The sequence below is a fragment of the Teichococcus globiformis genome (genome assembly GCF_042646265.1).
GTDB classification, from domain to species: domain Bacteria; phylum Pseudomonadota; class Alphaproteobacteria; order Acetobacterales; family Acetobacteraceae; genus Pseudoroseomonas; species Pseudoroseomonas globiformis.
This window is the reverse complement of sequence record NZ_JBHRTN010000003.1, coordinates 68,481-84,469: the sequence shown is the minus strand read 5'-3', so window position 1 is coordinate 84,469 and position 15,989 is coordinate 68,481. Positions and strand designations below refer to the sequence as shown.

General features: G+C 68.2%; 13 protein-coding genes. 7 read left to right on the top strand and 6 right to left on the bottom strand.

The genetic code is table 11. The features are described from left to right. Window positions 1–10 precede the first annotated feature (10 nt). From ACFOD4_RS01205 to ACFOD4_RS01195, 3 genes are all read right to left on the bottom strand, one after another. Window positions 11–490 (bottom strand): tripartite tricarboxylate transporter TctB family protein, encoded by a 480-nt coding sequence (locus tag ACFOD4_RS01205; protein ID WP_379592761.1) that lies wholly within the window; start codon window positions 488–490, stop codon window positions 11–13. An 88-nt stretch (window positions 491–578) separates the two neighbouring features. After that, window positions 579–1,589: a Bug family tripartite tricarboxylate transporter substrate binding protein gene (locus ACFOD4_RS01200; protein WP_379592759.1), complete on the bottom strand. Its 1,011-nt coding sequence runs from the start codon at window positions 1,587–1,589 to the stop codon at window positions 579–581. A 66-nt stretch (window positions 1,590–1,655) separates the two neighbouring features. Continuing rightward, complete coding sequence (locus ACFOD4_RS01195) at window positions 1,656–2,690, bottom strand: 4-hydroxythreonine-4-phosphate dehydrogenase PdxA (protein ID WP_379592757.1); 1,035 nt, start codon at window positions 2,688–2,690, stop codon at window positions 1,656–1,658. Window positions 2,691–2,815: 125 nt separating this feature from the next. On the opposite strand from ACFOD4_RS01195, the gene ACFOD4_RS01190 reads away from it, so the two are divergent. From ACFOD4_RS01190 to ACFOD4_RS01180, 3 genes are all read left to right on the top strand, one after another. After that, window positions 2,816–3,502, top strand: a complete 687-nt coding sequence (locus tag ACFOD4_RS01190; protein WP_379592755.1) for a GntR family transcriptional regulator — start codon at window positions 2,816–2,818, stop codon at window positions 3,500–3,502. Between the two features lie 112 nt (window positions 3,503–3,614). Next, complete coding sequence (locus tag ACFOD4_RS01185) at window positions 3,615–4,307, top strand: RraA family protein (RefSeq protein ID WP_379592753.1); 693 nt, start codon at window positions 3,615–3,617, stop codon at window positions 4,305–4,307. 317 nt (window positions 4,308–4,624) lie between these two features. Further along, window positions 4,625–6,448 carry a sensor histidine kinase gene (locus ACFOD4_RS01180; RefSeq protein WP_379592751.1) on the top strand — a complete coding sequence of 608 codons (1,824 nt, stop codon included), beginning with the start codon at window positions 4,625–4,627 and terminating at the stop codon, window positions 6,446–6,448. A 14-nt stretch (window positions 6,449–6,462) separates the two neighbouring features. On the opposite strand, the gene ACFOD4_RS01175 is transcribed toward ACFOD4_RS01180, so the two are convergent. The 3 genes from ACFOD4_RS01175 to ACFOD4_RS01165 form a co-directional block, all read right to left on the bottom strand. Next, window positions 6,463–7,005, bottom strand: a complete 543-nt coding sequence (locus tag ACFOD4_RS01175; RefSeq protein ID WP_379592749.1) for an NUDIX domain-containing protein — start codon at window positions 7,003–7,005, stop codon at window positions 6,463–6,465. A gap of 105 nt (window positions 7,006–7,110) precedes the next feature. Further along, window positions 7,111–10,278, bottom strand: a complete 3,168-nt coding sequence (locus tag ACFOD4_RS01170) for a sensor domain-containing protein (protein ID WP_379592747.1) — start codon at window positions 10,276–10,278, stop codon at window positions 7,111–7,113. 250 nt (window positions 10,279–10,528) lie between these two features. Further along, window positions 10,529–11,452 (bottom strand): LysR substrate-binding domain-containing protein, encoded by a 924-nt coding sequence (locus tag ACFOD4_RS01165; protein ID WP_379592745.1) that lies wholly within the window; start codon window positions 11,450–11,452, stop codon window positions 10,529–10,531. 109 nt (window positions 11,453–11,561) lie between these two features. On the opposite strand from ACFOD4_RS01165, the gene ACFOD4_RS01160 reads away from it, so the two are divergent. The 4 genes from ACFOD4_RS01160 to ACFOD4_RS01145 are packed head-to-tail and all read left to right on the top strand — an operon-like array spanning window position 11,562 to window position 15,976. Further along, window positions 11,562–12,425, top strand: coding sequence for an FAS1-like dehydratase domain-containing protein (locus tag ACFOD4_RS01160; RefSeq protein WP_379592743.1), 864 nt, complete (start codon window positions 11,562–11,564; stop codon window positions 12,423–12,425). A gap of 37 nt (window positions 12,426–12,462) precedes the next feature. Continuing rightward, a complete protein-coding gene (locus ACFOD4_RS01155; protein WP_379592741.1) occupies window positions 12,463–13,455 on the top strand; it encodes a tripartite tricarboxylate transporter substrate-binding protein in 993 nt (330 codons plus the stop codon). Next, window positions 13,452–14,579 carry a CaiB/BaiF CoA transferase family protein gene (locus tag ACFOD4_RS01150; RefSeq protein ID WP_379592739.1) on the top strand — a complete coding sequence of 376 codons (1,128 nt, stop codon included), beginning with the start codon at window positions 13,452–13,454 and terminating at the stop codon, window positions 14,577–14,579. Before ACFOD4_RS01155 ends, ACFOD4_RS01150 begins: the two co-directional genes overlap by 4 nt. Window positions 14,580–14,590: 11 nt before the next feature. Further along, window positions 14,591–15,976 (top strand): MmgE/PrpD family protein, encoded by a 1,386-nt coding sequence (locus ACFOD4_RS01145; protein WP_379592737.1) that lies wholly within the window; start codon window positions 14,591–14,593, stop codon window positions 15,974–15,976. Window positions 15,977–15,989 lie beyond the last annotated feature (13 nt).

Here is a 15,989-nt window from a genome sequence, read left to right as displayed (position 1 = left end):
GGCGGCCTCCTCAACCCAGCCCGAGCATGATCTCGAGCGGTCCCTTCAGCAGCGGAACCTGGAACCAGCTTTCAAAAACCAGAAAGGTGACGATGCTGACGCCCAGCGCGACGCCGAGCGCGGTATGCCAGGGACGCTTTCCGGTGAAGCGGATGGTGAACAGCAGATACAGCGCCATGGCGACATACAGGCCGAGCCATTGCGCCAGCAGCACCAATCCGATGATGGGCAGTCCGAAGCCGAGCACCCGCTTCATGCCCGCACGGTCGGTGATGGCGATGTGGCCCAAGGCGGCGCGGCTGGCCACCGCCTGCGCCATCACCAGCGCCGAGGCCGCCATCAGGATCAACCCGACACGGAACGGAAAGAAGCCGGCCTGCGGCCCGTTGGCGCCCCAGCCGGTGTCGAGAGCCGTGGCGCCGTAAACACCGGTCGCGCCCACCAGGAACACCAGCCCGGCGAAGATCAGTTCGAGGTGGAAGCGTGTCATGCCGCGCGGCCCTCTTCATCGGCGGGCATCCGGGCCGTGCCACGGTTCCGGATGCGCCAGCTTGTCATGTCCAGCGGTCGGGCGGCGCCTACTTCACCAGCCAGCCGGCTTCCTCGAAGATCGTTCGGGTGCTGGCTTCCTCAGCCTTGATGCGCTCGCGCATGGCGTCACCGCTGACGAACTGGCCGTTCTGGCTGGTACGGGTGACGTAATCCTTCCATTCCGGGGTCTCACTGACGCGGCGGAACACATCGACCCAATAGGCCTGCGCGGCTGGCGGCGTGCCGGGCGGCAGGAACACCGTGCGCGGCATGTTGAACTCGGTGATGTTCAGCCCCTGGCTGCTGCAGGTCGGCACGTCGGACCACCCCTGCTCCGGCGTCACCTTGTTCCCGGCCGGCATGGGCGTCTGGCGGAACACGCAGAGCGGCCGCACCTGCCCGCCTCGCCATCCGCCAACGCTCTCGCTCGGATTGTTGGTGTTGGCCTCAATATGCCCGCCGGCGAGTTGCACGCCCACCGTGCCGCCCCCCTGATAAGGGATGTACTTCAGCTTGATGTCCGCGGCCTTCTCGATCAGCACCGTCAGGGTCTGGTCGGTGTCGTGCGTCTGACTGCCACCCATGCGGATCTCGCCCGGCTTCTCCTTGGCGGCGGCCACGAAATCGGCCGCGCTCTTCCAAGGCGAGTCCTGCTTCACCCACAGCATGAACTCATCGAAAGCCATGATGGACACGGGCAGGAAGTCCTCCGTCTTCCAACTCGTCTTGACCACCATGGGCAAGGTCCAGGCATTGTTGGTGCCGAAGATCACCTTGTGCGGATCGCCCTTCGCGCCGGTGCCGTAGACATAGCCTTCCACGCCCGAGCCGCCGCCCTTGTTGGTGACCACCACGGAGGTGGGCGTCAGGTCGTGCTTGTTGATGGCCGCTTGCACGGCACGGGCAAACACGTCCGTGCCACCCCCGGCGCCGGAGGTCACCACGAATTCGATGGGGCGGTTCGGCTTCCAGCCCTGCTGCGCCTCGGCGGGCACAGCCGCAATCAGCGCAGCACCCAGGCTGGCGCCGAGCGCCGCAACTTTCGGCAGCATCTTCATCGGACTTGGTTCTCCCTGGATGATCTTGGGCGCGGGCCACATTCCGGGTCTCCGCGCAAGCTGTCTTCAGGCCGGGGCGACATTCCCGGCTAGGCTACGCCGCGCCATGCGTGCCGCGAGCAGCATGGCGTTGCGCATGGCGCCGGGATGGGCGATGCCCTGCCCCGCAATGTCATACGCGGTGCCATGCGCGGCGGTGCAGATGGGAAACGGGAAGCCGCCCATCAGCGTCACGCCGGCATCGAAGCCGATCAGCTTCATCGCGATCTGCCCTTGGTCGTGATACATGGTCAGCACCGCGTCGAAATCACCGCGCTTGGCACGAACGAACACCGTATCCGCTGGAAACGGACCGTCGCAGCCAATCTGCTGTGCCTTGGCCCGTTCCACGGCCGGTGCGATGATCTCGATCTCCTCGCGGCCGAAGTTTCCGTTGTCGCCGGCATGCGGGTTGAGACCGGCAACCGCGATACGCGGCCGCGCGATGCCGGAAGCCTTCAGCGCATCCTCGGTCAGCTTCAGATTGGCGATGATCATGTCCTCGTTCAGCAGCGAGGCCACGTCCTTGAGCGGGACGTGCGAGGTGACGCGGGCATTCCAAAGCCCCTCCAGCACGTTGAATTCCTTCGCCACGCCGTGAAAGCCGATGGCTTCGGCGGTGAACCCGATCTCGTCCTCGTAGCCTGGCGTCACCAGGCGCATGGCTGCCTTGTTGAAGGGTGTGAAGCACACCGCATCAACCTCCCCGGCCGCCGCCATGCCCAGGGCACGGCGAAAATTCTCGGTGGCGAAACGGCCTGAGGCGTCGGAGATCTCGCCAAGCTTTACCTGTGCCGGGTCGCAATGGCCCAGATCGATCAGCACCGGCTCGGTTCCCGGCCGGGGTGGCGGCCCATCCGGCCCTGCCACCGTATAACGCGGCGCCACGCCCGCGATGGCCGCGCCCTGCCGCAGCACGCGGTCATCGCCGATCACGGTGATCGCGGCGGCGGCCAGCACCGCCTCATCGGCCAGCATCTTCGCGGTCAGTTCCGGCGAGATGCCTGCAGCATCCCCCATCGCCAGCGCCAGGCGCGGGCGGGGCTCACCCTCTGGGCTCATCGGCGTTTCCATTCCCTGGTTTCTCGCTGCAGTTTATGACTGCATACAGTATGGACTCCTAGACAAGCCGGTCCCGCTGCGTCAAGCCGCTTCCGGCATGGGCGCACGGTGAGGGAGGCCGCACAATGGAACATCATCCTGCAGTCGTCGCGCTGGACCCGGAAGCGATGGGTCGCATCATCCGCCGTCCCCTGCAGGAGGAAGTGGCGGCGCGCCTGCGTGACCTGATCACCCAGGGGCAACTCGCCCCTGGCGCGCGGCTGAACGAGGTTGCGCTTTGCGGCCAGCTTGGGGTGTCGCGCACCCCGTTGCGCGAGGCGGTGCGTATGCTGGCCGGCGAAGGGCTGGTGGAGCTGGTGCCAGCACGTGGCGGCGTGGTTCGCCGGCTGACCCTGAAGGACGCGGCCGACAGCCTGGCCGTGCTCAAGGCACTGGAAACACTGGCCGGACGGCTCGCTTGCGAACGCGCATCGGAAAACGACATCGCCCGCGTAGCGGCGCTGCATGACTCGATGATGGCCTGCTATGACGCGAGAGACCGCCTCGCTTATTTCAAGCTCAACCAGGCGATCCATACCGAACTCGTGGCGCTGTCCGGAAACGAGACGCTGTCCTGGGCGCATGAGGCCATCCAGGCGCGGATGAAGCATCTCCGCTTTATCGGCAATGCGGGCGCGGAAAAATGGGCGGCGGCGGTGGCCGAGCACGAGGAGATGATCCGCAACCTGCGGGCCCGCGACGGCGAAGCACTGGCGGCGGTGCTGGCACTGCATCTGGACCGCACGCTGGACCGGGTGGCGCCATCGCTCTGAACGGGTGGCGAAATCAGGGCGCGCATCCCGCCGGGAGATCTGGCAGGCTTGGGCCGGGCCGGGATGCACCCGGCGCCGAACGGGCCTCAAGAGCCCCCGAGGAGGATGACGCATGCCGGACCGGCTTTTCACCCTGGACGACCTGACGGTGCTGACCCAGTGGGACACCCCCACCATTTGCAATGCGCTGGAGATTGTCGCGCCGGAGCGCCGGGCGCTCGGCTTCACCGTGGAGCCGATGGTGGCGCTGGATCCCTCGGCGGCGCCGATCATCGGGCTGGCCCGCACCGGCACCATCCGCGCCAAGGAAGCGCCGCGCCAGAAGGCGGATATGGGCGACTGGTACGAGTATGTGGAGAAGTCCGACCTGCCGACCGTGGTGGTGCTGCAGGATCTGGATGACCGGCCAGGCTTTGGCGCCTTTTGGGGGGAGGTGCATTCCACCGTGCACAAGGCCCTCGGGGCCGCGGGTTGCGTGACCAACGGCTCCTTCCGCGACCTCGGTGCCTGGGCCAAGGGCTTCCAGATGCTGGGCGGCCGGGTCGGACCCAGCCACGCCCATGTGCATCTGGTGGATTACGGCCGGCCGGTGAACGTCTTCGGCATGAACGCCGCGCATGACGACGTCATCCATGCGGACGTTCATGGCGCGGTGGTCATTCCGGCCGACTGCGTAAAGCGCCTGCCCGAAGCCATCAACCTCATGGCCCGGCGTGAGAAGGTGATCCTCGACCTGTGCGCCAGCCCAGACTTTTCGGCCGCGAAGCTGCGCGAAGCGGCCGCCCGCGCGCGCGAGATCCACTAAGCCGGCAGACACCCGCGGCGGCGACCTGTTCGGAAGGCGGATCGGGCGGCGCCGTCGGCGTGAGGGGGATGCGGTTCCAGCGTGCGATCCATGCCTCTGCCCCGGCTGCCGCAGCCGCGCGGCAAGGAACCGACCGGTGAAGCTGCCACCGCACCCGTGACGTTCCAGAACAGTCATGGCGCGGCCTTGGCGGCAATGGTAGAATTGTCAGTGCAGGCAGGGAGGCGAAAGGTCACCAGGCCGGCCCGGCGATGCGATGCCGGCCCTTCGTCTCCGCCCAGCGCGCCGTGCCAACCGCAAGGCCACCGGAATTTGCCATGCGCCTCGAGGATGATCCGCTCCTCCCTGTCGAGCTGAAGCAGGATGCACGGCTGCATGACGCAGCCGCCCTTGCGGCGATCCTGGCCGGCACCGAAGCCGCGCTGGTGTCGTCCGATGGGTTCACGGCAATGCTGCATGGCCTGGCCTGGAGGGATGCCGCCCTCTGGATGGCGGCCTGCCGCCGGGCGCTTCGTGCAGAAACACCCGTAGCAGGGCCGGGCGATCTGCGCGTGCTGGGCGCCGTGCCGCTGCCGGGCAGCGACACCGGCCTGATCGGCGTGATCGGCAAGCGCGGCCCGGGGCTTTGTGCCGCAAAGCTGGCGGCGCTGCGTCACCTCGCCGCGTTGCTGCCGGTGGCGCCGCGAACCCATGTCCGCGGCTGGGCGCCGCGCGCGTATGAGGCTGCCCGGATCGGCAGCTTCGAATGGGATCGCGCCACAGGCCTGCTGACCACTTCCGACGCCCTGTGCCGAATCTTCGGCCTGCCCGTCGCCCCATGTCATCCCATCGGCGTACTGGAAGCGCTGGTGCTGCCGGAGGACATGGCAATCCGGTCCGGCGCCTCCAGCCGTGCGGACGGCAGCGCGCAGCCCGACGTGGAGTATCGCATCCGGCGTGCCGATGATGGCGGGCTGCGCTGGGTGGCCCGCCGCTCGACCTTTCTCCATGACGCGGCCGGGCAGGTGATCGGCATGGCGGGCACGGTGCAGGACATCACCGAAGTGAAACTTGCCGCGCTGCGCATGGAAGTGCTGGTCGACCTTGGCGACCGGCTGCGGGACGCCATGGCCGCGGCCCCGGTGCTGGAGGCGGCGGCGGAAGCGCTGGGTCAAGCGCTGGGCACGGAACGGGCGGGCTATGCCGAGCAGGAAGCGGGCGGCACCGTATCGCATGTGCTGCGCGACTGGACCATGACAGGGACGCCGAGCATTGCCGGACACCACGCCGTGGCATCTTTCCTGGCCACGCAGCAGGTCCTGCAATCCGCCCGGGTGCTGGTGGTGGAGGATGTTACGGCGATGCCGGACCTCGCTCAGGACAGGCCGGCCTTCGCCGCGCTGGGCGTACGGGCCCTGCTTGTGGTGCCGCTGGTGCCATCCGAGGGCGGCAGCGCCGTGCTGTTTGCCCACTCGATGCGGCCCCGCCATTGGTCACCGGCCGATGTGCAGTTCGCCCGCGGCGTCGCCGATCGTACCCACGCGGCCCTGGCCCGATTGCGCGCCGAGGCAGCGCAGAACCTGCTGAACCATGAGATGGGGCACAGGCTGAAGAACACCCTCTCCACTGTCCAGGCCGTTGCGGCGCAAACGCTGCGCGAAGTCATGCCGCGCGGGCCGGTGGAGGCGCTGGAACAGCGCATTCATGCCCTCAGCACCGCCCATGAAACCTTGCTGCCGCAGAGTCGTGCGGGAGCAAGCCTGCGCCTCGTGGCCGAGCGGGTGTTGCAGGCCCTGGCCCAGTCGACGGGGTGCATCCTCAAGGGGCCGGAAGTGATGTTGGGGCCGCGCGCAGCGCTCAGCGCATCGCTCCTGTTGCACGAGCTGGCCACCAATGCCCTGAAATACGGCGCGCTGAGTGTACCAAGCGGCCGGGTCGAGATAACCTGGATGCTGGAGGGTCAGGGCTCGGACGCGGAGCTGGTGCTGGAATGGCGAGAGATCGGCGGCCCGCCTGCCAGCCTGCCGCACCGGCTCGGCTTCGGGTCCAAGCTGATCCGAATGGGACTTTCAGGCGGTGGCGGCACGGAGTTGCGCTACCTGCCAACGGGATTCGAGGCGGATCTGCGCGCTCCGCTGGAAGAATTGCAGGAAGCCGGATAGGCCTCCGTGCCCCCTCAGAGCAGCTTCTTCACGCGCAGCAGCTGCAACGCGGCGAGGCTCATCGCGTCCTTCAGCACCCCGTCCCGGATCATGGCCTCCAGCTCCTCGAAGCTGAAGCTGCGGCTGATCAGATCCTGCTCGCTCGCTTCGGGCTGGGCCGCGCCGGCGGACAGCTCCGTCGCCAGAAACACATGCCCCCGCTGCGTGCAGTATCCCGCACCCTGGAAGATTTCGCCGCCATACACCATCTGGCCGGCCGTGAGCCCTGTCTCCTCGCGCAACTCGGCAGCGGCAAGGGTGGCGGGATCGGTTCCCGGCCGCTCTTCCCACATGCCCATCGGCAGCTCCCACATGCGGGTCCGCACCGGGTAGCGATACTGCTCGACCAGAGTGACGCGGCCATCCTGCACGGGAGCGACCACAACGAAATCCTCGCGCTCCACGACCCCGTAGAGCCCCTCCGAGCCATCCCTCCGGCGGATCGTGTCTTCCCGCAGCCTCAACCAGCGATTCTCGTAGGCAATGCGACTGGTGAGGGTGGCGATGTCCTCGGTCAAATCGGGCTCCTTCCGCGGGCGTTTGTACGCCGCATCATGCCGCAGCGGGGACCGGGGAAGCCAGCGGCGGAAATGTGACGAACCGCCTGCGCAGCAACTTGCCGCTCAGTCCTCCGCAGCGATGCCGAACTCCTCCACCGCCGCGTCCCGCCGCAGCAGGCCACTGATCCGCTCGGCAGGCATGGGATGCGCCAGCAGGTAGCCCTGCACCTCGACGCAGTTGTCGGCGGTCAGCATGGTGAGCTGCCGCACCGTCTCCACCCCTTCGGCTGTCACCGACAGGCCGAGCGCCTTGCCGAGGCCCAGGATCGCCTGCACCACCTCGCGCCCGCCATCGCGGTCCTCCATGTCGTTGATGAACTGGCGATCGATCTTGATGACGTCGAAGGGAAAGGTCCGCAGCGAACTGAGCGAGGAGTAGCCGGTGCCGAAATCATCCATGGCCAGCTTCACGCCGAGTGCCTTCAGACCACGCAGCGCGTTGCGCGCCTTCTCGGCATCCTCTAGCAACACGCCCTCCGTCACCTCCAGCTCCAGCTTGCGCGCATCGAAGCCGGTATCCGCAATCACCCGCTTCACCAGCTCGACGACGTCGCTGTTGTGGAACTGCACTGGCGAAACGTTGACGGAGACGCCGATATCCTGCCAGCCGGCGGCGGACCGGCAGGCGGTCCGCAGCACCCATTCGCCGAGCGGCATGATGAGGCCGCTGCGCTCGGCGGCAGGGATGAAATCGGCCGGGCTGATGCGGCCGCGTTCGGGATGCCGCCAACGCACCAGAGCCTCCACGCTGCGGATGCTGCGTCCCCTCGTATCGAAGCGCGGCTGGTATTCCAGGTAGAACTCGCCCGTCGCCAGGCCGCGCCGCATGTCCTCCACCAGGCCGCGATAGGCCAGCAGCTTGTCGTTCAGCGTGCTGGCATAGAAGCTGAAAGTGCCCCGGCCGTTCTGCTTGGAGCGGTACAGCGCGGCATCGGCGCAACGTAGCAACTCGTCCGGCGCGGTGCCGTCGGCGGGGGAAAGTGCGACACCGATGGAGACGCCCACGCGCAGTTCGTCGCCCTCGTGCGCGATCGGCGCAGTCACCACGTCGATCAGCTTCTGGCACAGGGCCTCCACCTGTTCGTCGGCGAGGCTTGGTGCGGCGATGACGAACTCGTCGCCGCCGATGCGCGCGGCGATCTGGTCATGGCTCAGGCAACGCCGCAGCCGGTCGGCCACCTCGCCCAGGACGCGGTCCCCGACCAGATGGCCATAGGTGTCGTTGATCGGCTTGAACTTGTCCAAATCGAGGTACAGCACCGCCAGCCGCGCATCCGGATGCGCGAGCGCCGCGGACATGAAGCCGTTCAGCCGCACCCTGTTCGGCAGCGAGGTGGCGGCGTCATGCTGCGCCTGCCGCTTGGCGTCCTCGAACGCTTCCGCCAGCGCGACGTTGGAGGTCACGTCGCTGGCGAACTTGATGATCTTGCTGGGTTGCCCGTTCAGGTCGAGGATAGGGTTGTAGCTGGCCTGTATCCAAACTTCGCGGCCATCCTTGCCGATGCGCTTGTAGAGGCCGGAATGGAACCGCCCGGCCCGCAGGGTGTTCCAGAAGGCGGCATACTCCGCGGTTTCCGATTGGCCTGCCTCCATCATGATCCGGTGGTGCCGCCCGACCAGGTCCTCCCGCTCATAGCCGACCATGCTCAGGAAGTTCTCGTTGGCCTCCAGGATCATGCCGTCCATGGAGAACGCGATCACGCCCTGGGCCTTGTTGATGGCTGTGATCTGCCCTTCATTCTCGACGTTGCGCAGCTTGGTGGCCGTGACATCCGTCGCGTACTTGACCACGCGGAACGGCCGTCCGTTGAGATCAAGGATGGGATTATAGGTGGCCTGCAGCCAGATCTCGCGGCCATCCCGGGTCAGGCGCTTGAACTCGGCCGCCTTGTGCTCGCCCCGCGCGAGCGCCGCCCAGAACTCGGCATAGACCTTCTCCTGCGCCTGACCAGGGGCCATGAAGATGCTGTGATTACGCCCGCGCAGCTCCGACAAACGGTAGCCGGTGGCATCCAGGAACACGTCGTTGGCGTCGAGGATGGTGCCATCCAGTGAGAAGGACACAACGCAAAGCGCCTTGTGCAGGGCGGCGATCTGTCCCTGGTGCTCCGCCTGACGCAGCGTCTCCTCGGTGACGACCGTCGCATACTTCACCACCTTGACCGGCCGGCCCGCGGAATCGAAGACCGGGTTGTAGGTGGCCTGAAGCCAGATCTCCGTGCCATCATGCGCAAGCCGGCGGTACTGGCCGGCCTGGTGCTGCCCCCGGGCGAGGGACCGCCAGAAGGACGCGTACTCGGCCCCATGCGCATAGGACGGTTCAACAAAGAGCCGGTGGTGCCGGCCACGGATCTCCTCCAGCTCGTAGCCCACGGCATCGAGGAAAGCCCGGTTGGCATCCAGGATGATGCCGTCCATGCCGAAGGTGATCACGGCGTGAGATTTGTGGATCGCGGCGATCTGCCACTGGAAGTCGGTCTGGCGAAGCTTTTCGGCGGTGATGTCGGTGGCGTAGGCGACAATCTTGGCGAGCTTTCCATCCGGCCCCTGAATCGGATTGTAGCTGGCATGCAGCCAGACCTCCCGTCCGTCCTTGGCCATCCGGCGGCACTCGGCCGTCTGGTTCCGTCCCTGCCGCAACTCGGACCAGAACAAGCGGGACGCTTCCCGATCCTGGTCCTCGGGCAGCAGGAAAATGCCGTGATCCTGGCCGACAGCCTCCTCCCTGTCATAGCCCATGATGTCCAGGAAGCGGTCATTCGCCTCCAGCAAGTGCCCATCCAGGCTGAAATGCGCCACGGCGTGGAACCTGCCGATGGCCTCGATCTGACCCTGCGCCTCGGCCATGCGATGGCGCTCCGCCGTCACATCCTCGGCGACCTCCAGCACTTCGAGCAATTCGCCCGCATCGCCCATCCGTGGTTGCAGCAGGGCGCGGAGCCAGATCGCGGTGCCATCCTGCCGCTGGGCAGGCAGCGTGATCTCGCCGCTCTCTCCGCGCCGAACGGCGGACCAGAGGGCTTCATACGCGTCGTGCCACATCTCCTGGGCACCGAGCACGTCGCGGTGCCGGCGGCCGGACAACGCCATGGGCGCGCAGCCGAAGATGGCGGCAAACCTGCTGTTGGCCCTCAGAATGCGGCCATCCGGCGAAAGCATCGCGACCGCCAGCACCTTCCCCAGTTCCGGCAGCAGGGCTTCTCGGGAAAAGGGATGCACGGCGTCGCTCACCGCTGCGGCCCTTCCGGCGGCACAGGTCCATGCGGCCCCGCGCGGCGGCGACCCGCCAGGCACAGGCCCGGCTTGGCGGAGCCATCATTGTCGCTCTTCATCGGTGACCCCTGCATGGACTGAACCGCACCGCGCTTTTCTTCCGCTCTCCGGCTTTCTCCATCCTTAAGATCGTGTGGCGCACGCGGCGCAGGGGGAAACCGCCAAGGCCAGCGTCACACCCTGGGCCAGGCTGAAGCAGGCGGGGAGGTCAGCCGGGCTGGCGAGGGCGACGGCGGCGTCCTTCCTCCCGCGCCTCGGCCAGGGCCGCCACCAGCCGCTCCGCAAGAGGAGATAGTGGCCGCTCCTGGGGCCAGCAGACCACCATCTGCCGCCGCGCCCAGGCATCGGCGAGAGGAACCGCCCGGGCCCCCGCATCGCGCATGGCCCGGGTGACCGTGCCCGCGGGCACCATGGCGATGCCGCCCCCTGCCGCCACCATCCGCCCTACTCCGTCAAAGGAGCGAAGCCGGATGCGCGGGCGAAACACCCGGCCGAGCCGAGCCGCCTGATCCACCAGGAAGAGGTGAATCGCGGCACCGTCATCAAGGCTGATGAAGGCCTCATCCACGGCTTCGGCAAAGGCCATGCGGCGGCGGGCGGCAAAGGGATGCGCGGCGGGCACCAGCAACACCAGCCTCTCCTCCCGGAAGCTGCGGGTGGCCAGGCCCGCCAGGTCGGCCGTGCCGGCGGCGATGCCGAGATCGGCCTCGCCATGCCGCAGCGCCCGCGCCACCTCGTCCGACAATGCTTCCCGCAGGTCCACCGCCGCCGCCGGATGCCGCGCCAGAAAGCGTGCCAGCAGGTCAGGCAGCACGCTGACCAGTGCCGAGGAGTTCACCAGCAATCGCACTTCCCCGGCTTCACCGCCGCGCCAGCCAGCCACCGCCGCCTCGAGCCGGGCGGCACCGCTCAGCACCGCCCGGGCATGTGCCGCCAGTTCCAGCCCTGCCGCCGTGGGCTGGGAGCCCCGCGCGCCACGCAGCAGCAATCTGGTGCCTGTCCAGCTTTCCAGTGCCTTGATCCGCTCCGACAGGGCGGAAACAGATAGGTTTGCCGCCCGTGCGGCGGCGGCAATGCCGCCCTGCTCGGCCACCATCACCAGCAGGCGCAGATCGGTCAGGTCATAGGCCATGGCGGTTTTCCCGGAGCTTTCGGCACAGCCGAAACGCGGCTTCGGAGAAGACGACTAGCCCGGCATCCCGCCTCGTGTCACGGCTAGGCGGGAAAACAGGAGGATGCGCATGGCGGGGAACACGGACGCGCCGCAGGATCTGGCGGCGTGGATCGGGCGCAGCACCGAGCAGGAGGACAGCATCGCACCCGGATTGCTGGACCGCTTCGCCGCCGTTCTCGACCGTTCCGGCACCCCCGCCCGCCCTGGCGATGCGGCTCCCCCCCTGGCGCATTGGCTGCTGTTCCTTTCCGATACGCCGCAATCGGGGCTGGGGCCGGATGGGCATCCGGCTCGGGGCGGCTTCCTCCCACCGGTGCACGACCTTCCGCGCCGCATGTGGGCCGGCGGGCGGCTTCAGTTCCACGCTCCGCTGCGGGCTGGAGAGGCACTGCGACGCCGCTCCGTGATCAAGGCGATCGAGCGGCGCGAAGGGGCCTCAGGCCCGCTCGTCTTCGTCACGCTACGGCACGAGATCGGTGCGGCGGCAGGCGGCCCCACCCTGCTGACCGAGGAGCATGACATCGTCTATCGCGGCACCGAGGGCGCGGCGGTGAAGCCCGCCCCCGAGGCACCGCGCGGGGAATGGCATCGCAGCCTGGTGCCGGATGCCGTGCTGCTGTTCCGCTACTCCGCCCTCACCTTCAACGGCCACCGCATCCATTACGACCGCGACTACGTCACAACGATCGAGGGCTATCCCGGGCTGATCGTGCACGGCCCGCTGACGGCGACGCTGCTGCTCGACCTGGTGCGGCGGCAGCAACCCGAGGGCCGTATCGCGGCGTTCTCCTTCCGCGCCGTGTCGCCGCTCTTTGATGGGGCGGCGATGCACCTCAACGCCACGCCACCGGATGCTGAGGGGCGTATCGCTCTCTGGGCCACCAATGACACGGGCCGGCTGGCGATGCGCGGCGAGGCACGGCTTGGCTGAGGCCGGCACGGCAAGACGCGAACGGGGAGGAGCAAGCATGAAGCGCAGAACTCTGCTGGGGGCAGCCGCGCTGCCCCTGGGTCCACTGCCTTTGGTGCCACTGGCGCGGCCGGCGCTGGCGCAATCCTGGCCCTCACGGCCCATCACATTGTCCGTGCCCTTCGCGGCAGGTGGCCCTACTGATGTGATGGCGCGGCTGCTGGCTCAACGGCTCGCCGTCAGCCTGGGCCAGAGCGTGCCGGTGGAGAACCTGGGCGGTGCCGGCGGCATTGTCGGCACCGAGAAGCTGTCCCGTGCGCGGCCCGACGGCTACACGATCGGGCTCGGTCACATGGGCACGCACGCAGCCAACCCGGCCTTCTACAAGTCCCTGCCCTACAACCCGCTGACGGATTTCGAGCCGCTCTGCTCCGTCGGCACCAACCCCATGATCGCCGCCGCCCGACCCGGGCTGGCCAAGACCGTGGCCGAGCTGCGTGACTGGGTGGCAAAAAATCCGGGCCAGCTGACCCTGGCCAATGCCGGTACCGGCTCCGTTTCCTTTCTGGGCGGGCTGTTGTTCGACCGGGTGATCAGCGCCAGATCCACGATGGTGCCCTATCGCGGCGCCGCGCCTGCCCTGCAGGACACCATGAATGGGGTGACGGACGCCATTGTCGACCAGGCGGTGACGGTGATCCCGCAGGCGCGCGGCGGCACCATTCAGGCCCTCGCCGTCGCCATGCCGCAGCGCCTGCCACAACTGCCGGACGTGCCCACCGCCGCCGAGGCCGGCATCCCGGATTTCTCCATCGCCGTCTGGAATGGCGCCTACGCGCCCAAAGGCACGCCGGAACCGATCCTGGCGAAACTCGCCGAAGCCTTCTCGGCCGCGCTGGACGACGAGGCCCTGAGCAAGCAGTTCACCGAATACGCCGTGCTGATCCCGCCCCGTGCCGAGCGCGGGCGGGAGCCGTTGCGCCGCCTGATGCAGGCCGAGGTGCCGCGCTGGGAGAAGCTGGCGCGTGACGCCGGGGTGGAAAAGCAGTGAGCGCGCGCCGCCCGCTGGAGGGCCTGCTGGTGGTGACGCTGGAGCAGGCTGTCGCCGCCCCCTATTGCAGCGGGCGGCTGGCCGATGCCGGTGCCCGCGTCGTCAAGATCGAGCGGCCAGAAGGCGACTTCGCCCGCGGCTACGATGCGGCCGTGCACGGCCTGTCGAGCTACTTCGTCTGGCTCAATCGCGGCAAGCAAAGCTTGGTCGCCGATATCAAGAGCCCCGATGATGCGGCGCTGCTGCACCGCATGCTGGACCGCGCAGACGTGTTCATCCAGAACCTCGCCCCCGGCGCCGCCGCACGTGCGGGCTTCGGGGCCGAAGCGCTGCGCGCCCGCAATCCGCGCCTCATCACGGTCGACATCAGCGGCTATGGCGAGGGCCATGCCTATGCCGAGATGAAGGCCTACGACCTGCTGGTGCAGGCGGAATCCGGGCTTGCCAACATCACAGGTCATCCGGCAGGGCCAGGGCGGGTCGGCGTCTCCGTCTGCGACATCGCCTGCGGCATGGCGGCGCATGCGGCGGTGCTGGAAGCGCTGATCGCCCGCGGCATCAGTGGCCAGGGGCGGCACCTCGCCGTCTCGCTCTTTGACGGCATGGCGGACTGGATGAACGTGCCACTGCTCTACTACGAAGGCACGGGCAAGGCACCGCAGCGTGTGGGCCTCGCGCATCCCAGCATCTGCCCATACGGCGCCTTCGCCACGCAGGACGGCGCGCTGGTGCTGATTTCCATCCAGAACGAGCGGGAATGGCAGAATTTCTGCACTGTGGTGCTTGGCGACGCGATGCTGCCGCAGCGGGAAGGATACCGCAGCAACAATGAGCGTGTGGCAAACCGGACGGAGGTCGATGCGCTGGTGGCCGCCATCTTCGCGGGCATGACGCGCGACGCGGCGGCGGCGCGGCTGCAGGACTCCCGCACCGCCTACGGCTTCGTCAACGAGTTGGCTGATCTGCCCACGCATCCGGCCCTGCGGCGCGTGGCCGTGCAGACACCGGGCGGCATTGCGTCGATCGTGGCGCCGCCGGCGCTGGTGGATGGAAGCGCGCCAGAGCTGGGGCCGGTTCCGGCCATCGGCGAGCACAGTGCGGCGCTGCGCGCCGAATTCGGCTGAAGGACAACGCCATGAACATCACCGAACAGATCTCGACTTTCGCCGCAGGATTGCGCATCGAGGATCTTCCATCGGAGGTCGTGCAGCGCACCAAGCTGCTGACGCTGGATCTGGCAGGCAACATCCTGCGCGCGCGCTTCGAGGCGGAAAGTACACCCGCGATGCTGCGCGGCGTGGAAGCGCTTGGCCTCGGCCATGGCAACGCCACGGTGCTGGGTGACGCACAGGGCTACGCGCCCGCCGGCGCCGCGCTGCTGAACGCGACGCTGGCCCATTCGCTGGATTTCGACGACACCCATGCCGTGGCGGTGGTGCATCCCGGCGCGCCGGTGATCCCGGCCGCGCTGGCGGCCGGGCAGATGGCGGGCGCCTCAGGCAGCACCGTGCTGGCGGGCATCGTGGCGGGCTACGAGGTGGCGCTGCGCCTTGCCCTCGCCCTGCCGGCCGGCGCGCACTACGACCGCGGCTTCCACCCCTCGGCCACCTGCGGCGCCTTTGGCGCGGCGGCGGCGGCGGCGCGGGTGTTCGGGCTGGACGCGGCGGCCACCGCCTCGGCCCTCGGTATCGCACTGAGCCAGTCGGCCGGCAGTCTGCAATTCCTCGCCAATGGGGCCTGGACCAAGCGCTTTCAGGTCGGCTGGTCCGGCATGGCGGGGCTGGCGGCCGCGCAACTCGCGAAGGAAGGCTTCAAGGGCGCCGCCGAGCCGCTGGAAGGCAAGCACGGCTTCCTGCGCGCCTACGCACCCGAGCCGAACCCCGAGCGTGCGGTGCAGGATCTGGGACGCGTGTACGAACTCATGGCGGTTGGGGTAAAGCCTTATCCCTCCTGCCGCTGGGGCCATGCCGGCATCGATGCCGCCATCGCGCTGCGCGCGGAGCTGGACCTGAAGCCTGAGGATATCGAGAGTGCGACGCTCGGCGTCTCCCGCGCCGGCATGCTGCTGGTGGGCGAGCCGGCAGCGCGCAAGGCGGACCCGCGCAACATCGTCGACGCGCAGTTCAGCGGTCCCTTCGTGATCGCCGTGGCGCTGGCCACCGGGCAGATGGGTTGGGACAGCTACGGGCTGCTGCAGGACCCGGCGGTCCGCGCACTGCTGCCCCGCATCGCGGTGGAGAACGACCCTGAGATCGAGGCCGAGTTCCCGGCCAACATGTCCGGCAAGCTAACCCTGAGGGCGCGCGGCGGGAGCCATGTGCGCAAGGTGATCGTGCCGAAAGGCGAGCCCTCCAACTTCCTGTCCGAAGCCGAGCTGCGCGGTAAGTTCGGCAGCCTGGCGCGGCCTTCGCTGGCCGAGCGATCCGATGCGTTGGCCGACGCCATCCTGCGGCTCGACCAATTGCCGGGGTTGGAGGATCTGCTCCGGCACGCCCGCCCCCTTTCCCGCGCCGCCGCCTGAACCGGAGAGCATC

Coding starts and splice junctions, on each gene's coding strand:
- ACFOD4_RS01195 (WP_379592757.1), bottom strand. CDS start 2,690: ATGAGCCCAGAGGGTGAGCCCCGCCCGCGCCTGGCGCTGGCGATGGGG.
- ACFOD4_RS01190 (WP_379592755.1), top strand. CDS start 2,816: ATGGAACATCATCCTGCAGTCGTCGCGCTGGACCCGGAAGCGATGGGT.
- ACFOD4_RS01160 (WP_379592743.1), top strand. CDS start 11,562: ATGGCGGGGAACACGGACGCGCCGCAGGATCTGGCGGCGTGGATCGGG.
- ACFOD4_RS01165 (WP_379592745.1), bottom strand. CDS start 11,452: ATGGCCTATGACCTGACCGATCTGCGCCTGCTGGTGATGGTGGCCGAG.
- ACFOD4_RS01205 (WP_379592761.1), bottom strand. CDS start 490: ATGACACGCTTCCACCTCGAACTGATCTTCGCCGGGCTGGTGTTCCTG.
- ACFOD4_RS01180 (WP_379592751.1), top strand. CDS start 4,625: ATGCGCCTCGAGGATGATCCGCTCCTCCCTGTCGAGCTGAAGCAGGAT.
- ACFOD4_RS01185 (WP_379592753.1), top strand. CDS start 3,615: ATGCCGGACCGGCTTTTCACCCTGGACGACCTGACGGTGCTGACCCAG.
- ACFOD4_RS01200 (WP_379592759.1), bottom strand. CDS start 1,589: ATGAAGATGCTGCCGAAAGTTGCGGCGCTCGGCGCCAGCCTGGGTGCT.
- ACFOD4_RS01155 (WP_379592741.1), top strand. CDS start 12,463: ATGAAGCGCAGAACTCTGCTGGGGGCAGCCGCGCTGCCCCTGGGTCCA.
- ACFOD4_RS01145 (WP_379592737.1), top strand. CDS start 14,591: ATGAACATCACCGAACAGATCTCGACTTTCGCCGCAGGATTGCGCATC.